The sequence below is a fragment of the Collinsella aerofaciens genome, assembly GCF_015670795.1.
GTDB lineage: Bacteria > Actinomycetota > Coriobacteriia > Coriobacteriales > Coriobacteriaceae > Collinsella > Collinsella aerofaciens_Q.
The window spans coordinates 123,829-144,610 of the sequence record NZ_JADPCJ010000001.1 but is presented as its reverse complement, the minus strand read 5'-3'; the positions used below and the strand labels follow the sequence as shown (position 1 = coordinate 144,610).

General features: G+C 62.4%; 21 protein-coding genes and 4 tRNA genes. 24 read left to right on the top strand and 1 reads right to left on the bottom strand.

Features of this window, described 5'->3' with window-relative positions; translation table 11 throughout:
- Positions 1 to 27 precede the first annotated feature (27 nt).
- A tRNA-Ala gene (locus I4W09_RS00720) sits at positions 28 to 100 on the top strand.
- 208 nt (positions 101 to 308) lie between these two features.
- Here I4W09_RS00720 and I4W09_RS00715 read toward each other — a convergent pair.
- Positions 309 to 384: transfer RNA gene (locus I4W09_RS00715), tRNA-Ile, on the bottom strand.
- Between the two features lie 619 nt (positions 385 to 1,003).
- Between I4W09_RS00715 and I4W09_RS00710 the strand changes: the two genes are divergently transcribed.
- The 23 genes from I4W09_RS00710 to ftsR all read left to right on the top strand — a co-directional run bounded on the left by I4W09_RS00710 (position 1,004) and on the right by ftsR (position 20,771).
- Positions 1,004 to 1,076: transfer RNA gene (locus tag I4W09_RS00710), tRNA-Ala, on the top strand.
- 75 nt (positions 1,077 to 1,151) lie between these two features.
- Positions 1,152 to 3,188 carry an ABC-F family ATP-binding cassette domain-containing protein gene (locus I4W09_RS00705; protein WP_196031258.1) on the top strand — a complete coding sequence of 679 codons (2,037 nt, stop codon included), beginning with the start codon at positions 1,152 to 1,154 and terminating at the stop codon, positions 3,186 to 3,188.
- Positions 3,175 to 3,471 carry a hypothetical protein gene (locus tag I4W09_RS00700; protein WP_164473297.1) on the top strand — a complete coding sequence of 99 codons (297 nt, stop codon included), beginning with the start codon at positions 3,175 to 3,177 and terminating at the stop codon, positions 3,469 to 3,471. The genes I4W09_RS00705 and I4W09_RS00700 overlap by 14 nt, the downstream gene beginning before the upstream one ends.
- Before the next feature lie 9 nt (positions 3,472 to 3,480).
- A complete protein-coding gene (locus I4W09_RS00695) occupies positions 3,481 to 4,164 on the top strand; it encodes a site-2 protease family protein (protein ID WP_196031257.1) in 684 nt (227 codons plus the stop codon).
- 84 nt (positions 4,165 to 4,248) lie between these two features.
- A complete protein-coding gene (locus I4W09_RS00690) occupies positions 4,249 to 5,058 on the top strand; it encodes a segregation and condensation protein A (protein WP_196031256.1) in 810 nt (269 codons plus the stop codon).
- A 12-nt stretch (positions 5,059 to 5,070) separates the two neighbouring features.
- Positions 5,071 to 5,790, top strand: a complete 720-nt coding sequence (gene scpB / locus I4W09_RS00685) for an SMC-Scp complex subunit ScpB (RefSeq protein WP_196031255.1) — start codon at positions 5,071 to 5,073, stop codon at positions 5,788 to 5,790.
- Entirely contained in the window at positions 5,777 to 6,748 is a 972-nt protein-coding gene (locus I4W09_RS00680) for a pseudouridine synthase (RefSeq protein WP_371732483.1), read from the top strand. The genes scpB and I4W09_RS00680 overlap by 14 nt, the downstream gene beginning before the upstream one ends.
- A 66-nt stretch (positions 6,749 to 6,814) precedes the next feature.
- Positions 6,815 to 7,501 carry a (d)CMP kinase gene (gene cmk, locus I4W09_RS00675; protein WP_196031254.1) on the top strand — a complete coding sequence of 229 codons (687 nt, stop codon included), beginning with the start codon at positions 6,815 to 6,817 and terminating at the stop codon, positions 7,499 to 7,501.
- Between the two features lie 3 nt (positions 7,502 to 7,504).
- A complete protein-coding gene (locus I4W09_RS00670; RefSeq protein WP_196031253.1) occupies positions 7,505 to 8,233 on the top strand; it encodes a lysophospholipid acyltransferase family protein in 729 nt (242 codons plus the stop codon).
- A gap of 2 nt (positions 8,234 to 8,235) precedes the next feature.
- On the top strand, positions 8,236 to 9,135 hold the full coding sequence (locus I4W09_RS00665; RefSeq protein ID WP_230318584.1) for a 4-hydroxy-3-methylbut-2-enyl diphosphate reductase: 900 nt from the start codon (positions 8,236 to 8,238) through the stop codon (positions 9,133 to 9,135).
- A gap of 2 nt (positions 9,136 to 9,137) precedes the next feature.
- The gene (locus I4W09_RS00660) at positions 9,138 to 10,580 is read left to right on the top strand and encodes a DUF512 domain-containing protein (protein WP_196031252.1); all 1,443 of its coding nucleotides are present in this window, start codon (positions 9,138 to 9,140) and stop codon (positions 10,578 to 10,580) included.
- A 10-nt stretch (positions 10,581 to 10,590) separates the two neighbouring features.
- Positions 10,591 to 11,925: a ribosome biogenesis GTPase Der gene (gene der, locus I4W09_RS00655; RefSeq protein ID WP_196031251.1), complete on the top strand. Its 1,335-nt coding sequence runs from the start codon at positions 10,591 to 10,593 to the stop codon at positions 11,923 to 11,925.
- On the top strand, positions 11,918 to 12,601 hold the full coding sequence (plsY, locus tag I4W09_RS00650; RefSeq protein ID WP_196031250.1) for a glycerol-3-phosphate 1-O-acyltransferase PlsY: 684 nt from the start codon (positions 11,918 to 11,920) through the stop codon (positions 12,599 to 12,601). Before der ends, plsY begins: the two co-directional genes overlap by 8 nt.
- 9 nt (positions 12,602 to 12,610) lie before the next feature.
- The gene (locus I4W09_RS00645; protein WP_196031249.1) at positions 12,611 to 13,618 is read left to right on the top strand and encodes an NAD(P)H-dependent glycerol-3-phosphate dehydrogenase; all 1,008 of its coding nucleotides are present in this window, start codon (positions 12,611 to 12,613) and stop codon (positions 13,616 to 13,618) included.
- An 18-nt stretch (positions 13,619 to 13,636) separates the two neighbouring features.
- Positions 13,637 to 14,308 (top strand): ribulose-phosphate 3-epimerase, encoded by a 672-nt coding sequence (gene rpe / locus I4W09_RS00640; protein WP_196031248.1) that lies wholly within the window; start codon positions 13,637 to 13,639, stop codon positions 14,306 to 14,308.
- 6 nt (positions 14,309 to 14,314) lie between these two features.
- Positions 14,315 to 15,493, top strand: a complete 1,179-nt coding sequence (locus I4W09_RS00635) for a cysteine desulfurase family protein (protein ID WP_196031247.1) — start codon at positions 14,315 to 14,317, stop codon at positions 15,491 to 15,493.
- Positions 15,490 to 16,299, top strand: coding sequence for a Nif3-like dinuclear metal center hexameric protein (locus I4W09_RS00630; protein ID WP_196031246.1), 810 nt, complete (start codon positions 15,490 to 15,492; stop codon positions 16,297 to 16,299). The genes I4W09_RS00635 and I4W09_RS00630 overlap by 4 nt, the downstream gene beginning before the upstream one ends.
- A complete protein-coding gene (locus I4W09_RS00625; RefSeq protein WP_196031245.1) occupies positions 16,296 to 17,015 on the top strand; it encodes a zinc ribbon domain-containing protein in 720 nt (239 codons plus the stop codon). Before I4W09_RS00630 ends, I4W09_RS00625 begins: the two co-directional genes overlap by 4 nt.
- 3 nt (positions 17,016 to 17,018) lie before the next feature.
- A complete protein-coding gene (coaBC, locus tag I4W09_RS00620) occupies positions 17,019 to 18,233 on the top strand; it encodes a bifunctional phosphopantothenoylcysteine decarboxylase/phosphopantothenate--cysteine ligase CoaBC (RefSeq protein WP_230318593.1) in 1,215 nt (404 codons plus the stop codon).
- Positions 18,234 to 18,313: 80 nt separating this feature from the next.
- Positions 18,314 to 18,390, top strand: a tRNA-Pro gene (locus tag I4W09_RS00615).
- A gap of 293 nt (positions 18,391 to 18,683) precedes the next feature.
- Entirely contained in the window at positions 18,684 to 19,388 is a 705-nt protein-coding gene (locus I4W09_RS00610; RefSeq protein WP_196031244.1) for a CDP-alcohol phosphatidyltransferase family protein, read from the top strand.
- A gap of 66 nt (positions 19,389 to 19,454) precedes the next feature.
- On the top strand, positions 19,455 to 19,889 hold the full coding sequence (locus I4W09_RS00605) for an FHA domain-containing protein (RefSeq protein WP_196031243.1): 435 nt from the start codon (positions 19,455 to 19,457) through the stop codon (positions 19,887 to 19,889).
- Positions 19,890 to 19,892: 3 nt separating this feature from the next.
- Complete coding sequence (gene ftsR, locus I4W09_RS00600) at positions 19,893 to 20,771, top strand: transcriptional regulator FtsR (RefSeq protein WP_148346656.1); 879 nt, start codon at positions 19,893 to 19,895, stop codon at positions 20,769 to 20,771.
- Positions 20,772 to 20,782 lie beyond the last annotated feature (11 nt).

Below are 20,782 nucleotides of genomic sequence, written 5' to 3'. Positions count from 1 at the left end.
GAGTTCCCGTATAGTACTTCTTCGCACGGGGGCGTAGCTCAGCTGGGAGAGCGCTTGACTGGCAGTCAAGAGGTCAGGGGTTCGATCCCCCTCGTCTCCACCCGAGCATTGAATGAGGCTCCAACGCAAGTTGGGGCCTTTTTTCATATCTATTAATTTAAGCCATGTATTGGCTGAGTAGCATCTTGGCGACATACCCATTGTCAATTACGAATATGAATGTTGATAACTTTACGTCTCTGAATGACAAGCTAGTCTGCAGCTCAATAACAAAGAGGCCGGGCGTAATGCCCGGCCTCGAAATACTCTGGTGGGCCCTCCGGGATTCGAACCCAGAACCCAGGGATTATGAGTCCCCTGCGCTAACCGTTGCGCCAAGAGCCCTTATGAACGGTGAATGCAATTCTAACAAAGGCAACTCAGGCCAAATTTCTTCGCTTCACGTCGTGAAATACTACCATGCACGAGCAAGTCGCACAACGCAAGATCATATCCGATGCTAAACAACAGCTAATCTAGGCGCATCGCGGAAAAGACGTGTTTTAGAAAAAGTAAAAGCCTATATTTCAGGGCTCCAACATATTTATGCGTGAAATCAACCTGATGTCATTTCAGAACCATGCCGGATTACTACGACGGATCAGCGACTCCCAAGCACCGCGTGTTCTCCATTTGTAAAACCGCAGGTAGGGAGCCCGCCGGTTACGCGAAAAGGCGTGCGTGGTCGGACATTCCTGATTCATCGTAGTAAACCGGCATGGTTCTGAAGCGCAGAGGAGGGGCACTTCGCAGTCAGACCCGATAATGGGACTGGCGGTGCACGGAAAATCCTGTTGCACGGGGCGGATCGTGTTCCGCGCGCCAAGTCGGCCGGCGTACAGGCCGTGCGGGGGCCAGGCGACCCGCGGGCTGGCGCGGTCCCGTGTGCGCCGACGATCACGAAAGTTTTTCCGAAATTGTCCTTGCATCGGCGCGTGAGTTCCCGTATAGTACTTCTTCGCACGGGGGCGTAGCTCAGCTGGGAGAGCGCTTGACTGGCAGTCAAGAGGTCAGGGGTTCGATCCCCCTCGTCTCCACCCGAGCATTGAATGAGGCTCCAACGCAAGTTGGGGCCTTTTTTCATATAGGCACACAAGGTCAAAGGCGGCACCATGATCCTCCTGGTCGACAAGATCGAAAAAAGCTTCGGCGCGCGCGTCCTCTTTAGCGGCGCGTCCTTCCAGATCAACCCCGGGGAGCGCTTTGCGCTCGTGGGACCCAACGGCGCCGGCAAAACTACCATGCTCAAGATCATCATGGGCATCGACAGCCCCGACGCCGGCCAGGTCCAGTACGCCAAGGACTGCCAGGTAGGCTACCTAGAGCAGGAAACCAACCTGGAGCAAAAGGACACCACCATCCTTGCCGAGGTCATGGCGGCCGCCAAGGAAATCCGCCGCATGGGCGAGCGCGCCAACGAGCTGCAGGCCCAGATCACCGAGCTCTCCGAGCAGGGCAAGAACGTCGACGCGCTCCTTAACGAGTACGGCCAGGTCCAGGACCGCTTTGAGCACCTGGGCGGCTACGAGCTCGAGAGCAACGCCCGCAAGATCCTGTCCGGCCTCGGATTTAAGGTCACCGACTTTGAGCGCCCGTGCTCCGAGTTCTCGGGCGGCTGGCAGATGCGCATCGCGCTGGCCAAGCTCTTCCTGCGCCACCCCGACCTACTGCTACTTGACGAGCCCACCAACCACCTGGACCTCGAAAGCGTCCAGTGGCTGCGCGGCTTTATCGCCAACTACGACGGCGCCGTGCTCATCGTCAGCCACGACCGCGCCTTCATGGACGCCTGCGTCGACCACGTCGCCGCGCTCGAAAACCGCCGCGTGACCACCTACACCGGCAACTACAGCAGCTACCTCAAGCAGCGTGAGGACAACCTGGAGCAGATGCGCGCCAAGCGCGCCGCGCAGGAGCGCGACATCGCCCACATGCAGGTCTTCGTTGACAAGTTCCGCTACAAGCCCACCAAGGCCGCACAGGCGCAGGAGCGCATCCGCAAGATCGAGCAGATCAAAAAGGAACTCGTCATCCTGCCCGAGGGCCACAAGCACATCGACTTTAAGTTCCCCGACCCGCCGCGCTCCGGCGATATGGTCGTGAGCCTTGAGGGCGTCTCCAAGTCCTACGGCGACAAGCACATCTACAGAGACATCGACCTCAAACTCTACCGCGGCGAGCACGTGGCGCTTGTCGGCCCCAACGGCGCCGGCAAGTCCACCCTCATGAAGATCCTCGCCGGCCTGGAGCCGCCCACTTCCGGCACGCGCGACCTGGGTACCAACGTGGGCATCGCCTACTATGCCCAGCATGCGCTCGAGGGCATGACCGAGTCCAACACCGTCTTGCAAGAGATCGACACCGTCACGCCCAAGTGGACCGTGCCGCAGCAGCGTAGCCTGCTGGGCGCCTTCTTGTTTAGCGACAACGATTCCATCGAAAAGCAGGTCCGCGTGCTCTCCGGCGGCGAAAAGGCGCGTTTGGCCCTGGCCAAGATGCTCGTGGCCCCCGAGGCGCTCCTGTGCCTGGACGAGCCCACCAACCACCTGGATATCGACTCGGTGGACATGCTCGAAAACGCCCTGCAAAACTTCCCCGGCACCATCGTGCTGATCAGCCACGACGAGCACCTGGTGCGCGCCGTGGCGAACCGCGTGATCGACATCCGCGACGGCAAGGTCACGGTCTACGACGGCGACTACGACTACTACCTCTTCAAGCGCGAGGACCTCGCTGCCCGCGCCGCCGCCGAGACGGCAGGGGAGAGCGCGCCGGAGGCAAGCAGGAGCTCTAAGCCCGCCAACGCCGCCCAGGCCAGCAGCCCAGCCGCGGCTCCCAAGCCTGCCGAGGGCAAAAAGACCAAGGAGCAAAAGCGCGCCGAGGCCCAGGCTCGCGCCGCGCTCAACAAAAAGCTCAAGGGCGTGCGCAACCAGCTCAAAAAGATCGAGGCAGAGCTGGACAAAAAGCGTGCCCGCTATGACGAGCTTATGGAATTGATGGCAAGCGAAGAGCTTTATGCCGATCAGGACAAGTTCAACGCCGCGCTGGGGGAATATAACGGCCTTAAGCAAGAGCTGCCCAAGCTCGAGGACGAATGGCTCGAGCTTTCAACCCAGATCGAAGAGGAGACCGCGCGTGAACTCTCGTAAAGCCGCTGCCGTGGCGATGAGCATCATCGCCATCGCTTGTCGCATCTGCGGCATCTTTATGAGCGCGATGACCGTGCTGCTGTGCTTCAGCGGCCTCACCGCCAAGCTGCAGATCGTGGGCTTTGTCGTTGAGCTTTCGCGCGCCCTGCCGAGCGCCATCGCCGGCTACGGCGTTATCACCTCGCCCTTTGGCGGTGTCTTCCGCTTGGATTACGCCATCGTGGCCGTCATCCTGTTTGTGGCCGACTACCTGCTTACGCGCGCCTCGCGCCGCGTCCGCTAGGGGAGTGTCATGTCCAGCAGCTACCTCATGAACCTGCTCGCCAGCGCCATTGCCGTCATCGTGGGTATCGTGATCCACGAGAGCGCACACGCCGCCGCGGCCTGGGCGCTCGGCGACAAGACGGCCCGTTCGCGCGGCCGCGTCTCGCTCAACCCGCTCAACCACATCGACCCGTTTGGCACCATTCTCCTGCCGCTGCTGATGCTCGCGGCCGGCGGCCCGGTATTCGCCTTCGCCAAGCCCGTGCCCGTCTACCTCAACAACCTCAAGCACCCCAAGCGCGACGAGGTCCTGGTGAGCGCAGCCGGCCCCGCTTCGAACATCGCGCTGGCATTCCTCGCGGCCGCCCTCATGCACGCGGCATACGGCAACCTCTACACCAGCATGTCCTTTGCCGTGGCGTCGCAAATCATGAACTTCGGTGCCACGTTTATCGTGGTCAACCTGTCGCTCGCGTTTTTTAACCTCATCCCGATTCCGCCGCTCGACGGCTCGTCGATTATCGTGCCGTTCCTCAAAGGCAAGGCGCTCGCCAACTACTATCGTTTGCAGCAATACGCCATGCCCATTCTCATCCTGGTGCTGTACCTGCTGCCCATGTGGACCGGCATCGATGTGATCGGGCGCTATTTCGACGTTACCGTGTATCCGCTGGCCGAGTGGCTGCTCAACTTCGCAATCGCCGGCATCTAAGGTAAACTTACAGGTCGACCGTGCAAAACGGTCACTACATGCACCCAAACCGCGCCGCGAAGGCGCCGTCAAAGGAGGTCGAAGATGTCGTATCGCGTGTCGACGCAGGTCTACAGCGGACCGTTCGACCTGCTGCTGCAGCTGGTAACTCGCCAAAAAGTTGATATCGGCGCCATCTCGATCAGCGAGGTGGCCGAGCAGTACCTTGCCGAGGCCGAACGCATCGAGGCGCTGGACCTGGACGTGGCGAGCGACTTTTTGCTGGTCGCGGCAACCCTTTTGGACATCAAGGCCGCCTCGCTGGTACCCCAGGAGGCGCCGAGCAAAACCGTCGACGATGACGAGGACGACGAAGACCTCGAGGAGCTCAGCGCACTCGACGGCGACGCCCTGCGCGAGGTCCTGATCCAGCGTCTGATTGCCTACAAGCAGTTTAAGGGCGCGGCGGCAGCCCTTGGCGCTCGCATGCAGGCCGAGAGCCGCATGCATCCGCGCGTGGCCGGCCCCGACCCCGAGTTCCTAGGCCTTATGCCCGACTACCTGGCCGGCATTACCCTGCGCGGCCTCGCCGTCATCTGCGCCGACCTGGACGGCAAACGCCAGACCTTCCTGCTGGAGGCCGAGCACGTGGCACCGCATCGCGTGCCGCTCGACCTGACGGTGGCCTCGGTCGACCGCTTTACCATGGCGCACCAAACCTGTACCTTCCGCGAGCTCTTGGACGGCGACGCCACAACCGAGCAGCTCGTCGTCACCTTCCTGGCCATGCTCGAGCTTGCCAAACGCGGCTCGCTCACGCTGAGCCAGGACGAGATCTTTGGAACCATTCAAATCAACCGCGTCGAGGGCGCCGAGGCATACGTGCCCGGCGAGGGCCCCGAGCTCACCGAATAGGAGCGACCAACCATGTCAACCCTTTCCACGCTGGAGGCAAACAGCCTCAAAGGCGCCCTCGAGGCGCTGTTGCTGGTGTCGAGCGACCCCGTGAGCGCGCCCGCGCTGGCAGGTGCGCTGGATATCGCCCCGGGCGAGTGCGCGTCGCTTTTGGCCGAGCTCAAGGTTGAGTACGAGGAGGCCAATCGCGGCTTTCAGCTGCGCGAGGTCGCCGGCGGCTGGCGCCTGTTCACGCACCCCGCCTACCACGACGTGGTCGAGGCCTATGTGCTGAGCTGGGACACGCAAAAGCTGTCGCAGGCGGCGCTGGAGACCCTGGCCGTCATCGCCTACCACCAGCCCGTCACGCGCGAGGTGGTCAAGGGCATCCGCGGTGTCAACTCCGACGGCGTCATCGCGTCGCTCGTGGACAAGGGCCTGGTGCGCGAGCTCGGTCGCGACCCCGAACGCGGTCAGGCCATCATCTACGGCACGACCAACGCCTTTTTGGAAAAGTTCGGCCTGCGCTCCACCCGCGACCTGCCCGATCTGGAGCAGTTTGCCCCCGATGAGCAGTCGCGCCAGTTTATCCGCGAGCGCCTGAGCGGCCGCAGCATTCAGTCCACGCTCGAGGAACAGGCCGAGGACTTGGACGAAGAGCGCGAACTGATCGATACCGATGTTGAGGACACCGATGGCGAGGAGCTGCTGGCCGCCGGTGACACCTCGGAGGACATGCATGACGAGGACTAACGAAGCAGAGGAGACGCGCATCGCAAGCGCCACGGGCGCCACAATGCCCGCAGGTGACGCCCAGCCCGTCTACCCGCACACCATGCGCCTGCAGCGCTTTTTGGCGCGCGCGGGTGTGGCGAGCCGCCGCGGCTCGGAGGACCTGATGACCGCCGGCCGCGTGACCGTCAACGGCCAGGTCGCGACCGAGCTGGGCACCAAGGTCGACGTCGACCGCGACCATATCGAGGTCGACGGCATGCCCGTCAAGCTCAACCAGGGCGCCGTGTACCTGATGCTCTACAAGCCGACCGGCTACCTCACTACCATGAGCGACCCGCAGGAGCGTCCCTGTGTGGCGGACTTGGTTCCCCGCGACCGTTTTCCGGGCCTGTTCCCGGTGGGTCGCCTAGATCGCGACACCACGGGCCTATTGCTCTTTACCACCGACGGCGACCTGTCGCAGGATCTGCTGCACCCCAGCAAGCACGTCTACAAGACCTACCAGGCGCTCGTGGACGGCGAACTGTCCGACCACGATCTTGCGCCGCTGCGTCGCGGCATCGAGCTCGACGACGGTCTGTGCCAGCCGGCGATCTGCCGTGTCATTAACGCGCGCGAGGCCGAGGCCGTGGCCCCGCAGGGTGTGAAGCCCGGCACCACCGCCGTGGAGGTCATCATCCGCGAGGGACGCAAGAACCAGGTCAAGCGCATGCTGAGCAAGATCCACCATCCGGTGATCCGCCTGCACCGCTGCAACTTTGCCGGCCTGGAGCTCAAAGACGTGGTCAAGGGCTCATGGCGCGAGCTCACCGACCGCGAAGTGCAGATTCTGAAGGCCGGCGGTATCCCGCCCAAGCAGGCCGGCTCCAAGCGCGGCGCCGCGCCGGCAACCAACACCGCAAGCCGCACGCGCCACCACGGCAGCCACGGCTCCGCGCCCAAGCGCAACACCTACCGCGAGCGCTACACGAGCTAGGCAACCCGCCAAGCTGCAGCGCCTGCGTCCCATACCAGCACGTTAACCACCGAAAGGAAGCATTGTATGATCGTCGCCATCGACGGCCCCGCCGGTTCCGGCAAGTCCACTATCGCCAAGGAGATAGCCCGCCAGCTGGGCTTTAACAAGCTCGACACGGGCGCTATGTACCGCGCCGTCACCTTCGCCGCGCTCGATCGCGGCATCGACCTGGACGACGAGGCGGCCATCGACGCCCTCGCCGAGCAGATCGAGATCCGCTTTACCAACAGTACCGGCGAGGACACGCGCCTGACCATCGACGGCAAGGACGCCTCGGCCGCCATCCGCACTCCGCAGGTCGACGCCAACGTGTCCAAGGTCTCGGCCTACCCGGGCGTGCGCGCCGCCATGCTCATCCATCAGCGCCGCGCCGCCGAGGATCGCGACATTGTCGCCGAGGGTCGCGACATCGGCACCGTCGTGTTCCCCAACGCGCAGGTTAAGGTCTTTCTGACCGCCGACCCACGCGAACGCGCCCGTCGCCGCGTGCTGCAGCGCCACCAAAACGACGCCCAGTCGCTCACCGAAGAGCAGCTCGAGGCCGAGGTCGACAAGACCCTCGACGCCCTCAAGCAACGCGATAAGCTCGACAGCAGCCGCGAGGTCGCGCCGCTCGTTCCCGCCGAGGACGCCGTGCACGTCGACTCCACCGCCCACACCATCGACGAGGTCGTCTCGATCATCGAGGATCTCATCAACCAAAGGAGGTAGCCCATGCGCCTGTTTAAGCAGACGCCCGAGGATTACTACAACGCCCCCTACGCCGAGTTCCCCGCGCTCATCCGCGGCACTGTCGCAGTAGTCATGGGCATCCTGTGGGTCTTCTCCAAGCTCATGTGGCGCTGGAAGGTCGAGGACAGCGACCTGCTGTTTGAGCGCCAGGAAGGCCGCGGCAGCGTGGTCATCTGCAACCACACCTCAATGGCCGAGCTGCTGGCCGTGGAGACGGCGTTGTTCTTTGGCGGACGCCGCATTCGCCCCATCTTTAAATCCGAGTTTGCTAAGAGCAAGATCGTACGCTGGGCCTTTAGCCGCGTGGGCGGCATTCCCGTCGAGCGCGGCACCGCCGACATGAAGTGCCTGCGCGCCGCCCAGCATGCGCTGCAACGCGGCGAGGACGTCTTGATCTTCCCCGAGGGCACGCGCATCCGCTCACGCGAGATCAAACCCGAAGTCCACGGCGGCTTTGCGCTCATCGCCCAGATGGGCAAGGCGCCTGTCAACCCGCTCGCCATCTGCGGCTGGTCCGATATTACGCCTGCGGGCAAAAAGCTCATGCGCCCCAAAAAGTGCTGGATCCGTGCCGGCAAGGCAATCTCGCTTTCCGATGCACCGGCCGAGCTCAAGCGTAAGGAGCGCCTGGCCTGGTTTGAGTCCGAGGCCATGAGTCGTGTCTACGCCATGCGCGATGACCTGTGCGCCGAGCACCCGGGTAGGTTCTAGCCATGGGCGAGGAAGTCATGAACACTACCGAGGCCATGACCGGCAAGGCAGACGCCCCCACCATCGAAATCGCTGCTCACGCCGGCACCTGCTACGGCGTGCAGCGCGCGCTCGATATGGCCCTGGCGGCTGCCCCGCAAGTGGGGGAGACCGCTCAGGTCCACACCCTGGGCCCGCTCATTCATAACCCCATCGTGGTGCGCGAGCTTGCCGAGGCGGGCGTCGGTCTGGCCGAGACCCTGGACGATGCCGCATCGGGCACCGTTATCATCCGAGCTCACGGCGTGGTGCCGCAGGTGATTGAGGCCGCTCGCGAGCGCGGCCTCGACGTGGTCGATGCCACCTGCCCCTACGTGAAGAAGGTCCACGTGGCCGCCGAGCGCCTGGTACGCGAGGGCTATCGCGTGCTCGTCGTAGGCGAGCCGGGCCATCCCGAGGTGGAGGGCATCCTGGGCCATGCCGGCGATGACGCGCAGGTCGTGAGCTGCGCCGCCGATGCGGACGCGCTGCCGCTCAAGGGCAAGGTCGGTCTGGTTGTGCAGACCACCCAGACCGCGCAGAACCTCGCCGAGGTCGTGGCCGCCATCACCCCGCGCGTGCAAGAGCTGCGTGTGATCAACACCATCTGCGCCGCCACGAGCGAGCGCCAGCAGGCGGCGGCCGCACTTGCCAACCGCTGCGACTGCATGGTCGTGGTTGGCGGCAAGAACTCGGGCAACACCCGCCGCTTGGCACAGATCTGCGCCGACGTCTGCGAGCACACCCATCACATCGAGGAGGCGTCCGAGATCGAGGCCGCGTGGTTTACCGACGCACGCCACATCGGCATCACCGCCGGAGCCTCTACCCCACAAGAACACATCGAGCGCGCCGTCGAGCGCATCAAGGAGCTTTGCCGCTAATCATGGACCAGACCGTACCCGCATACGCCGCCGAGGTGGCCGATTACGGGCGCAGCCGCGACCCCGAGCCGGGTGAGGGCGCGCTCGTTAAAAACGTGCGCCCCGAATCGCCCGCATGGGATGTGGGTATCGAGCCGGGCATGCGCGTGCTCACGGTCAACGGCGAGCAGCTGACCGATATGATCGTGTGGCTCTGGGAGGCCGACGACGACACCGTCGAGTTGGAGGTTTTCGATCCGCGCGACGGCACCGTCACCCCCGTTGAGCTCGATCGCTTTCCGGGAGAGGACTGGGGCCTTGAGTTCGATGGTCCTATCTTCGATGGCATGCGCACCTGCGTGAACGCCTGCGTGTTCTGCTTTATGACGATGCTGCCCAAGGGCGGACGCTCCACGCTCTACATCCGCGATGATGACTACCGCCTAAGCTTTTTGCAGGGCAACTTTGTCACGCTGACAAACCTCACCGACGAGGACGTGCAAAACGTCATCCAACGCAACATGAGCCCCATGAACGTGTCGGTCCATGCCGTAAGCCCCGACGTCCGCCGCCGCATGATGGGCCGCAACGCCCAGCGCGGTATGGATGTGCTCGAGGCCATCATGGCGGCCGGCATCGAGATTCACGCGCAGATCGTGCTGTGCCCCGGCATGAACGACGGCGAGGAGCTGCGAAAGACCCTGCGCTTTTGCGAGGAGCACGAGCAAATCACGAGCCTGGGCATTGTGCCACTTGGTTTTACCAAGCACCAGAATCGTTTTAGCTGGTCCTACAGCGACAAGCCCGAGCTGGCGCGCGAGACTATCGCCATGATCCGCCCCTTCCAGGACCGTGCCTTCGAGCGATTTGGCCGCCACACCTTCCAGATGAGCGACGAGTTTTATCTGGACGCCGGCATCGAGCCGCCCGAGGCGGACTTTTACGACGGCTACCCGCAGTACTACGACGGCATCGGCATGATCCGCTCCTATCTGGACGAGACCGACAACGTGCTCGCCGCCGATGCCGAGCGCCTGCGCCGCGTTCGCGAGGCAATCGCCGCCCGTGGCCAGCGCCTGCTGTGCCTCTCGGGCGCCAGCGCGCGCGATACGGTGGCGCGTTTTGTGGAATCGCCGCAGGGCCTTGCCGGTACCGTCACGGCCATCAAAAACCGCTACTTTGGCGGCAACGTGGACGTGACCGGCCTCATCGTCGCCTGTGACATCTTGGAGCAGCTGTCGCAGGACCTGTCGGGGGTTATGCTCTTTGTGCCTAAGCTCATGTTCAACGCCGACGGTATGACCCTTGACGAGTATCATCGTGACGAATTACTCGCAAGCCTTACCGGTCGCGGCGCCGAGGTTCATGTGGTATCGACCATGCCGCATGAGCTGCTCGATACCCTGGAGCACATCCTTGGCATAACGTCCGCCAATTCAACTATTCCCGCTGAACCTACCCATTAAAGGAGAGCAGATGAAACCTATCGTCGCCGTCGTCGGACGCCCCAACGTGGGCAAGTCCACGCTCGTTAACCGCCTGGCCCAGACCTCGGACGCCATCGTCCACGAGTCCCGCGGCGTCACGCGCGACCGCTCATACCACACGGCTGATTGGAACGGTCGCGAGTTCACCATCGTCGACACGGGAGGCATCGAGCCGCTCAAGAGCGACGACGTCTTTGCCACGTCCATCCGCGACCAGGCCCTTGCCGCCGCCGAAGAAGCCGCCGTCATCCTGTTTGTGGTCGATGGCCGCACCGGCGTCACCGAGGAGGACGAGTCGGTCGCCCGCATGCTCAAGCGCTCCGACAAGCCGGTCTTTCTGCTGGTGAACAAGCTCGACAACCCCGATCGCGAGAACGACAACATCTGGGAGTTCTATTCCCTCGGCATCGGTGAGCCCACGCCGCTTTCGGCCCTGCACGGCCACGGCACGGGCGACCTGCTCGACGACATCGTGGCCCTGTTGCCCGAGGAGGAGGACGAGGTCGCCGACGAGTTCCCCGATGCGCTGAACGTGGCCATCATCGGCCGCCCCAACGCCGGTAAGTCCTCGCTGTTCAACCGCATCCTGGGCGCCGACCGCTCCATCGTGTCCAACATCGCCGGCACCACGCGCGATGCCATCGACACCGTCGTCGAACGCGACGGCAAGCACTACCGCATGGTCGACACCGCGGGCATTCGCAAGAAGAGCACCGTGTACGAGAACATCGAGTACTACTCCATGGTCCGCGGCCTGCGCGCCATCGACCGCGCCGACGTGGCGCTGCTCGTCGTCGACGCCTCCGTGGGCGTCACCGAGCAGGACCAGAAGGTCATGGGCTTGGCCATCGAGCGCGGCTGCGCCATCGTGGTGCTGCTCAACAAGTGGGACCTGCTCGACGACGACCGCAAGCGCGAGGCCTGCATGGAGACCGTCGACCGCCGTCTGGGCGTCATGGCTCCCTGGGCCCAGTACCTGCGCATCTCGGCCCTGACCGGCCGCAGCGTCGAGAAGATTTGGGCAATGGTCGACGCGGCCGAAAAGACGCGCTCGCAAAAGATCACCACCTCGCGCCTCAACACGTTCCTCACCGACTTGCGCGAGTTTGGCCACACCGTGGTGGACGGCAAGCGCCGCCTGCGCATGCACTACGTGACCCAGACGGGCGTCAACCCGCCGACGTTTACGTTCTTCGTCAACCACAGCGACCTGGTCAACGACACCTACCAGCGCTACGTGGAGAACCGCATGCGCTCGACCTTCGATTTTTCCGGCACGCCCATTCGACTCTTCTTTAGGAAGAAGGAACAAAAGGATGCATAATCCGATTCTGCTGACCGCTATCTGCGCCGTGGTCTCGTTCTTTATCGGAGCGATTCCGTTTGGCCTGATCCTGGGCCGTGTGTTCAACCACACGGACATTCGCAAGGCGGGCTCCGGCAACATCGGCACCACCAACGCCCTGCGCGTAGCCGGCCCCAAGGTGGCCGCGCTCACGCTGCTGCTCGATTGTCTTAAGGGCGCCATCTGCGTCCTTATCGCCCGACCGCTCATCGCGGGCGTGGGCTATGGCTTCCCTGTGAGCGTCATGGCGCCTGGAGCCCCCGGCGACTGGATGCTCGGCGTCATTTGCCTGGCGGCCGTATGGGGCCACATTTTCTCGCCGTACCTCAACTTCCATGGCGGCAAGGGCATCGCCGTGGGTCTGGGCGTTATCCTCGCCTGGTACTGGCCCATCGGACTTTCGCTGCTGGGCATGTTTATCGTGGCCGTTGCCATCACCAAGTTTGTGTCGGTGGGCTCGCTTGCCGCTGCCATCGGTCTTCCCATCGCTGCCTGCGCGGTCTTTCCGTATAGCAGCCTGGGACTTAAGTTTTGCATGGCGATGATCGGCATCACCGTGGTGTGGGCCCATCGCGCGAACATCAAAAAGCTCATGACGGGCAAGGAGTCCAAGCTCTCGTTTACCAAGCGCGTCACCGAGCCCGACGATAAGTAGGAGAGAGTCATGAATGTTGCGCTGATTGGCTCCGGCTCCTGGGGAACCGCCGTCGCCGGCCTTGCCGCCGCTCGAGCCGAGCGCGTGACCATGTGGGCCCATAGCGAGCAGACGGCCGCTGGCATCAATGGTGAGCATCGTAACCCCCGGTATCTGGTCGGCTACGAGCTGCCCGGCAACGTCATCGCCACGACGGACCTGGCGCAGGCGCTCGACGGCGCCGACGCCATTATCTTTGCCGTGCCCTCCACGCACCTGCGCAGTGTATGTCAGCAGGCAGCACACTTCATCGCCGCCGACGCCCCGGTACTCTGCCTCACCAAGGGTATTGAGCCCGAGTCCGGCCTGCTCATGAGCGAGGTCATTGCCAGCGAGATCGGCAACGGGGCACGCGTGGCCGCGCTCTCGGGCCCCAACCATGCCGAGGAGATCTGCCGCGGCGGACTTTCTGCTGCCGTCATTGCCAGTAAAGACCCGCAGATAGGGGAGACCTTTAAGGAGCTGCTGCTGTCCACGGCCTTCCGCATCTACCTGTCGCAGGACATGACCGGTGTCGAGGTTTGCGGCGCCATGAAAAACGTCATCGCCATCGTGTGCGGCATTTCCGCCGGCTCCGGCGCGGGTGACAACACGCTCGCCCTTATCATGACGCGCGGCCTGGCCGAGATCAGCCGCCTGGTGCACGCCCGCGGCGGCCAGGCTATGACCTGCATGGGGTTAGCCGGTATGGGTGATCTCATCGCCACCTGCACCTCGGAACATTCGCGCAACCGCACCTTTGGCTACGAGTTTGCCCACGGCGTGTCGCTCGACGAGTACCAGGCCCGCACGCATATGGTGGTCGAGGGCGCCGTCGCGGCCCGCAGCGTCAGCGAACTCGCCCGTTCACTGGGCGTAGACATTCCGCTCACCTTTGCCGTGGAGCAAACGCTCTACAACGGTGTTACTTTGGATAGGGCGCTCGAAATTCTCACCGACCGCGTCCCATCGCAAGAGTTCTACGGACTCACCGACTAGTGCAGAAAGGCTTCTACCATGGGTTCCATTAAAATCGCTCCGTCCGTCCTTTCGGCCGATATGGCCAACCTCAAGGGCGAGCTCGACAAGATCGCCGGTGCCGACTACGTGCACTTCGACGTGATGGACGGTCACTTTACCGGCAACCTCACCTTTGGCGTCGACATCCTCAAGGCCGTCAAGCGCTCCACCGACGTGCCGGTCGACGCACACCTCATGGTGTCGAACCCCGACGAGACGGTCGATTGGTACGCCGACGCCGGTGCCGATATGATCACCGTGCACTACGAAGCCTCCACGCACCTGCACCGTACGCTCACCCATTTGCAGCAGCGCGGCGTCAAGGCCGGTGTGGTGCTCAACCCTGCCACCCCCGTGTGTGTGCTCGAGAGCATCATCGACGTTGTCGACATGGTGCTGCTCATGAGCGTGAACCCTGGCTTCGGCGGCCAGAGCTTTATCCCGGGCACCATCGCAAAGCTACACGAGCTCAAGGCCATGTGTGAGCGCCACGGCGTGTCGCCCATGATCGAGGTCGACGGCGGCATTTCTTCTAAGAACATCGCCGAGGTCGTCAAGGCCGGCGCCAACGTGCTCGTAGCCGGCTCCGCCGTATTTAAGTCCGAAGATCCCGCCGCCGAGGTTGCGCTGCTACAGAAGCTGGGCAATGAGGCCGCACAGGAGGCATAGACCCTTATGACCGCAGGTCAAAACCGCATACCCGTGAATCTTGACTATGCCGCCTCGACGCCTATGCGCGCCGAGGCGCTCCTTACGCAGCGCGAGTACGACGACAGCGAGCTTGCCGGCGTCAATCCCAACTCGCTGCATTCGCTCGGCCGCAAGGCCGCCGCGCGCCTGGAGGCCGCACGCCGCGAGATCGCCCGCAGCTTTGGCGCACGCGTCCGCCCGTCCGAGATTATCTTAACCAATGGCGGCACCGAGGCAAACCAGCTGGCGTTCCTCGGACTTGCCGAGGGCGCCCGTCAGCACGACCGCAAGCGCAACCGCGTGATCGTATCTGCCATCGAGCACGATTCGATCCTGGACAACCTGCCGCTGCTACGCGCCGCTGGCTTTACCGTCGACCTGGTGCAGCCCTGCCGTGCGGGCTACATTGAGCCTGCCGCGCTGAGTGACTTGCTCGGAGACGATGTCGCGCTCGTAAGTATCATGGCCGCCAATAACGAGACCGGCGTGGTGCAGCCCATCCGCGAGCTGGCCGCCGCCGCGCATACCGTGGGCGCCCTGTTCCACACCGATGCCATCCAGGGCTACTTGCATATTCCGCTCGATGCCACCGAGTTGGGAGTCGATGCCATGTCCGTTGCCGCCCACAAAATTGGCGGTCCTGTGGCATCCGGCGCGCTCTACGTTAAGACCCGTACGCCACTGCGCCCCCGCATCTTTGGCGGCGGACAGGAAGCCGGACGTCGAGCCGGCACGCAGGACCTGCGCACGCAGCTGGCCTTTGCCGCTGCCGCCCGCACGCTGACGCCCCATGTGGCCGAGGAGCGCGAGAAGCTGCAGGCCCTTTCCGACAAGCTCTACGCCACGCTTACGGCCCATCCGCGCATTCACGCCACGATGGGCGACTATGCGCATGCCGACCGTCTGCCCGGCATGGTATCGATCTACATTGACGGCATGGACTCCGAGGAGCTCATCATCAAGCTCGACGCCGCCGGCTTTGAGGTATCGGCAGGCTCGGCATGCTCGAGCGGCAGCATGGACCCCAGCCACGTTTTGAGCGCGATGGGCATCGGTCGCGAGCAGGCTCTGGGCGCACTGCGCATTTCCTTCGATGACCGCGTGAATCCGAGCGATCTGGACGATTTTGCCCAGACGCTGCTCTCGATCGTAGGTGCCGCATGATCGTCTCCGATCTCGAGCGTGCACTGCTGGCACACTATCCCAAGACGGACGCCGAACCCTGGGACCACGTAGGCTTATCCGTTGGCGACCCCGACGACGAGATCCGCGGCGTTGCCTGCGCGCTTGACGCCACCAGGGCCAACGTGCACCGCGCCTTGGAGGCCGGTGCCAACGTGTTGCTCACGCATCATCCCGTCTACATCAAGGCGCCCGAGGCATTTTGCCCGCCCAGCGCGACACGTCCCCAGTGCAGTGCGGCGCTCTACGAGGCGGCCCGTTGTGGGGTGAGCATTATCTCGCTCCACACCAACCTGGACCGCTCGTATGAGGCGCGCGTTCGCCTGAGTGAGTTGCTGGGCGCTGAGCCCATGAGCTCACTGGAGCATGTGGACGAGCCTGAGCTCACCGGTCTGGGCGCACTCGCGACCCTCCACGACCCCTGCAGCCTGCGCGACCTTGCCAACCGCGCTGCCACGGCCTTCGGAAGCGACCCGCGCGTGTGGGGCGATGCTGAGCGCCCGTGCCGCACCGTTGCCATTTTGGGCGGCTCCCTGGGCGACTTCGGAGAGCTTGCCATCGCCGCCTGTGCGGATGTCATCGTGACGGGCGAGGCGGGCTACCACGTGGCGCAAGACCTAGCCTTGCGCGGTCTGCCGGCGATCTTGCTCGGCCACGACCGCTCCGAGGAGCCGTTCGTTGATATCTTGATGAACTCTGCGGTTGACGCCGGGGTAGACCCCCGTCATGCGATTAAAATACTGAACCCTTGCCAATGGTGGACTGTGACAAAAGGAGAGAACTTATGAGCGCCGGCGCTACGCTACTCAAGCTGCAACAGATTGATTTGGAGCTCGCCCGCAACAAGAGCGAACTTGCCAATATGCCGGAGCTCAAGGAGCTCGCTTCCAAGCGCAAGACCTATGTGAAGCTCAAGGCCGAGATGACCAAGCTCTACGCCCAGCGCAAGGACCTGGATATTGAGCTCGACGATCTCAACACCACCGAAATCCAGACCAATAACGCCATCGAGGCCGCCAAGAAGCGTCACGTTGACGGATCTGACTACCGCGAGGTTCAGGACCTGGAGAACGAGCTCGCCACCCTGGCCAAGCGTCTGGACAAGATCGAGCATACCCGCAAGGACGTCGTCATCGCCCATAAGGAGGCGCTCGACCGCGAGGCTCGCGCGCAGGCCATCATCGCCAAGTTCGAGGATGGCGTGAAGGCCGACACCAAGGCCGCCCGTGCCAAGGCCGCCGACCTCCAGGCACAGATTGACGCCGCCACCAAGGAGCGCACTGCGCTGGCTGCCACGCTGCCGACCGACGTGCTCACCGACTACGAGCGCCTGCTCAAGCAGTTCCGCGGCCTGGCCGTCGAGACCATCAAGGGCAACATTCCCACCATCTGCCACACCGCACTGCAGGCATCGTCCATGAGCGACCTCAACCACGACGGTAGCGAGATCGCGCACTGCCCGTATTGCCACCGTCTGCTGGTGCTTCCCAGCAAGGAAGCCTAAATGATGACGGCGGCATCCAACAATTCAATGCAACTTGAGGGAAAAACGATCCTGCTGGGCATTACCGGCGGGATCGCCGCCTATAAGTCGTGCAATATCGTGCGCCTGCTGCAAAAGCGCGGCGCGCGCGTCAAGGTCGTTATGAGCGAGCATGCCACCGAGTTTGTGGGACCACTTACCTTCCGTGCGCTCACCAACGAACCGGTCGCCGTAGGCCTGTTCGACGACCCCTCCGACCCCATCCACCATATTTCGCTGGCGCAGGAACCCGATCTGGTGGTCGTGGCGCCCGCGACGGCCAATATCATCGCCAAGATGGCCAACGGCATCGCCGACGACCTCATCTCCACCACGCTGCTTGCGACGCCGCGACCCATCGTGATCGCGCCGGCCATGAACAACGGCATGTGGAAAGCGCCGGCGACGCAGGCCAACATGGCCACGCTGCGCGATCGCGGTGTCCATGTGGTGGGTCCGGGCAGCGGCTACCTTGCCTGCGGCGACGTGGACACGGGACGCATGAGCGAGCCCGAGGACATCGTCGAGGCTGTCTGTGAGGTGCTCAACCCCGCGCCTCAGGACCTGGCGGGCAAGCGCATCGTCATCACCGCCGGCCCCACGCACGAACCGATCGACCCGGTGCGTTTCATCGGTAACCGGTCGTCGGGCAAGATGGGCGTCGCCCTGGCAGGGGAGGCCGCACGCCGCGGTGCCGAGGTCACGCTCGTGCTGGGACCGACATCGCTCGATGTTCCCCGCGGCGTGGCGTGCGTACGCGTGCAGACCGCCGCAGAGATGCTGCAGGCGGCGCTGAGCGCCTTCCAGACGGCCGATGCGGCAATTTGTGCGGCTGCCGTCGCCGACTACACCCCGGCGGCCCCTGCGGACCACAAACTCAAAAAAGCCAACGAACACCTGGATCGTATCGACCTTGTCGAGACGATCGATATTTTGGCCGAGCTCTCGCGCCAGAAGGACGAACGATGCGTGATCGGGTTTGCGGCCGAGACCGATAACGTTGTCGAGTACGCCGAGCGCAAATTGGCCCGCAAGGGTTGCGACGCCATTATCGCTAACGATGTCTCGCGCGCCGATTCGGGCTTTGGAACCGACACTAACAAGGCCTGGATTGTGAGCACAACGGGCACGCAAGAACTTCCCGTGCTAACAAAACCCCAGCTCGCAGATACAATTTTGGACTTGCTTCAAAATTTGTAAAAAAGTTCTTGCACAAGTCTAAAGTTTCGGGTTAATATACTCCCTGTTGCGAGCGAGAGCAGAGCAACAAACAAAAGCTTCGGGACGTGGCGCAGCTTGGTAGCGCACTTGACTGGGGGTCAAGGGGTCGCTGGTTCGAATCCAGTCGTCCCGACCAGAAGTTTACAGGTCAGGCACCTAGTGCCTGACCTTTTTTGTTTTAATCACCATGATTATTTTGCTTAAAGCAACAACGTTCCCGCTCGATGTAATCACCGAATCAAAACGTGTACATCAGCCACCAAAATCGACATTTTTCGACATGTTTGGAGGCTGATGTACACGAATGCGAAATCCCCGCCGCCTAAAAGCGCCCTCCACATGTCTGGACTCTCTATGCTTACGCTGGATAGACATCGCCGGAACGGGTATAGTATCGAAAGTTTTGTCGTTAACCAGCGGGGGAGTCCTGTGGGCATCAAAAAGAAGATCAAAAAGGAGCTTATCGGCACTTCCGATTACCCGTCGAATAAGATCTTTACGATCTCCAATTTCATCACCTTTACGCGCCTGATCCTCACCCTGGTATTTCTGTACCTGTTTGTGACGGACAACAACCGCGTCATCGCCATCGTTATCTACGCCGTTGCCGCCTCCACCGACTGGATGGACGGTCAGATCGCCCGCATGACCAAGACGGTCTCGTGGCTCGGCAAGGTCATGGATCCCATTTGCGACCGCGCGCTGCTGTTCACCGGCGTCTTGGGACTGGTGGTCCGCGGAGAGCTGCCCATCTGGGTCTGTGTGCTCATTATTGGCCGCGACATCTATCTGGGCATCGGCACGCTTATCGTTCGTCATTATCACCGTCGCCCCATCGATGTCGTCTTCCCCGGAAAGATTGCCACAGCGCTGCTCATGACTGGTTTCTCGCTCATGCTGCTCGGTTTCCCCGTTATTGACGGCCTGCATCTTTTACCTTCATCCCTTACGGCCTTCCCGGGCCTCAACGGAAGCTCGATGCCCCTCGGCATCTTCTTTGTGTACGGCGGCGTGATCTTCTCCATGCTCACCGCTGTCATCTACTCCATTAAGGGCGGAGCGGCCATTAAACAGGCTCTCACGCATCCCGAGGACGAGGACATCGACTTTCTGAACCCTGAAATCGAAGACTGATTCGTTGGGGTATGATTACGTACGGTTCATTATTTGCGGCACGTCCGCGATAAGTTAGGGGTTGTCATGGACAACATGGTTAACAATATGTCTCAGAATGATAAGACTGCTGACGCTACCTGCGTATTCCGCGTGCCTTCAAGCGACGTCACCGTTCCCGACCTCATGGCCAACGTGCGCATCACCGCCCCCGTTCTGTCCATCGTCAAGGGTCCGCAGACTGGTGCCGCCTTTGAGCTCGAGGACGACGTGACCACCATCGGCCGCGATCCCGCGAACGGCATCTTCCTTAATGACATGACCGTTTCGCGCAGCCACGCGCGCATTATTCGCGAGGGCCTCGGCGCTCGCATCGAGGACCTGGGCTCGCTCAATGGTACCTGGGTCGACGGTGCCATTGTCAATGCAGCCCCGCTGCACGACGGTTCTTCCGTTCAGATCGGTACGTTTACGCTCATCTACCACGAGAGCACGCCGGAGCGCATCGAAACCGGTGAGTAGGGCATGGCCGAACGCAACTATCTGAGTATCGGCCAAGTCGTCAACCTACTTCGAGGCGCATACCCCGATCTTTCGAACTCAAAAATTAGATTTCTAGAGGATGAGGGGCTCATTACCCCTCATCGTACGCCAAAGGGATACCGTCAGTACTCCAAGGAGGACGTTGATCGCCTGGAGGTCATTCTGCACCTGCAGAAGACCCGCTATATGCCACTCAACGTGATTAAGCAGCGCTTGGAAAACGCCACGGACCTGTCAACGCTCGCCTACGAGGTGGGCTTGCTGTCCGATGTTCCGCTCAAGACGGAGCCCAAGGAGACTAAGCAAAAGCTGCATCCCATCGAGACCATTCCCGATATGCTGGGCGTCGAGATTTCGTTTATCCGCTCGCTCGCTGAGAACGACCTCATTCGCATCATCAAGAGTCCGCAGAATCGTGAGCTCGTCGATGGCCGAGATTTCCCGATCATCCGTTACTGCTCCGAGCTGTCGCGCTTCCATATCGAGCCACGCAACCTGCGTCAGTACGTGTCTTCCGCCAACCGCGAGTCCTCGATGTTTGAGCAGGTGCTCGTGAGCATGCTCGGAATGGATACCTCCGATGACGAGCGCGACGCCAAGCTCGAGCGTGCGTTTAAGAAGCTTCACGACCTGACGGAGGGCGTGCACACCGCGCTGCTCAAGAACCGCGTTTTTGAGTCGCTCAACGCCGTGGTCGAGGACGCCGACATCGATGCACTCGATGAGGAAATCACGCGTTCCGAGTCCACCAAGGCCAAAAACGAAGAGCCAGCCGCGCCGGTTTCGCACGAGGATTCTCTCGTAAAGCCGCTCAAAGTCGTCGCCCCGTCGCAATCCGGCGCCGCCACCGCGGGCAAATAACCGCTGCTGAA

What these genes read in the sequence shown, in the direction of transcription:
- I4W09_RS00705 (WP_196031258.1), top strand. Translation starts at nt 1,152, where the DNA reads ATGATCCTCCTGGTCGACAAGATCGAAAAAAGCTTCGGCGCGCGCGTC.
- I4W09_RS00695 (WP_196031257.1), top strand. Translation starts at nt 3,481, where the DNA reads ATGTCCAGCAGCTACCTCATGAACCTGCTCGCCAGCGCCATTGCCGTC.
- I4W09_RS00690 (WP_196031256.1), top strand. Translation starts at nt 4,249, where the DNA reads ATGTCGTATCGCGTGTCGACGCAGGTCTACAGCGGACCGTTCGACCTG.
- scpB (WP_196031255.1), top strand. Translation starts at nt 5,071, where the DNA reads ATGTCAACCCTTTCCACGCTGGAGGCAAACAGCCTCAAAGGCGCCCTC.
- I4W09_RS00680 (WP_371732483.1), top strand. Translation starts at nt 5,777, where the DNA reads ATGACGAGGACTAACGAAGCAGAGGAGACGCGCATCGCAAGCGCCACG.
- cmk (WP_196031254.1), top strand. Translation starts at nt 6,815, where the DNA reads ATGATCGTCGCCATCGACGGCCCCGCCGGTTCCGGCAAGTCCACTATC.
- I4W09_RS00670 (WP_196031253.1), top strand. Translation starts at nt 7,505, where the DNA reads ATGCGCCTGTTTAAGCAGACGCCCGAGGATTACTACAACGCCCCCTAC.
- I4W09_RS00665 (WP_230318584.1), top strand. Translation starts at nt 8,236, where the DNA reads ATGGGCGAGGAAGTCATGAACACTACCGAGGCCATGACCGGCAAGGCA.
- I4W09_RS00660 (WP_196031252.1), top strand. Translation starts at nt 9,138, where the DNA reads ATGGACCAGACCGTACCCGCATACGCCGCCGAGGTGGCCGATTACGGG.
- der (WP_196031251.1), top strand. Translation starts at nt 10,591, where the DNA reads ATGAAACCTATCGTCGCCGTCGTCGGACGCCCCAACGTGGGCAAGTCC.
- plsY (WP_196031250.1), top strand. Translation starts at nt 11,918, where the DNA reads ATGCATAATCCGATTCTGCTGACCGCTATCTGCGCCGTGGTCTCGTTC.
- I4W09_RS00645 (WP_196031249.1), top strand. Translation starts at nt 12,611, where the DNA reads ATGAATGTTGCGCTGATTGGCTCCGGCTCCTGGGGAACCGCCGTCGCC.
- rpe (WP_196031248.1), top strand. Translation starts at nt 13,637, where the DNA reads ATGGGTTCCATTAAAATCGCTCCGTCCGTCCTTTCGGCCGATATGGCC.
- I4W09_RS00635 (WP_196031247.1), top strand. Translation starts at nt 14,315, where the DNA reads ATGACCGCAGGTCAAAACCGCATACCCGTGAATCTTGACTATGCCGCC.
- I4W09_RS00630 (WP_196031246.1), top strand. Translation starts at nt 15,490, where the DNA reads ATGATCGTCTCCGATCTCGAGCGTGCACTGCTGGCACACTATCCCAAG.
- I4W09_RS00625 (WP_196031245.1), top strand. Translation starts at nt 16,296, where the DNA reads ATGAGCGCCGGCGCTACGCTACTCAAGCTGCAACAGATTGATTTGGAG.
- coaBC (WP_230318593.1), top strand. Translation starts at nt 17,019, where the DNA reads ATGACGGCGGCATCCAACAATTCAATGCAACTTGAGGGAAAAACGATC.
- I4W09_RS00605 (WP_196031243.1), top strand. Translation starts at nt 19,455, where the DNA reads ATGGACAACATGGTTAACAATATGTCTCAGAATGATAAGACTGCTGAC.
- ftsR (WP_148346656.1), top strand. Translation starts at nt 19,893, where the DNA reads ATGGCCGAACGCAACTATCTGAGTATCGGCCAAGTCGTCAACCTACTT.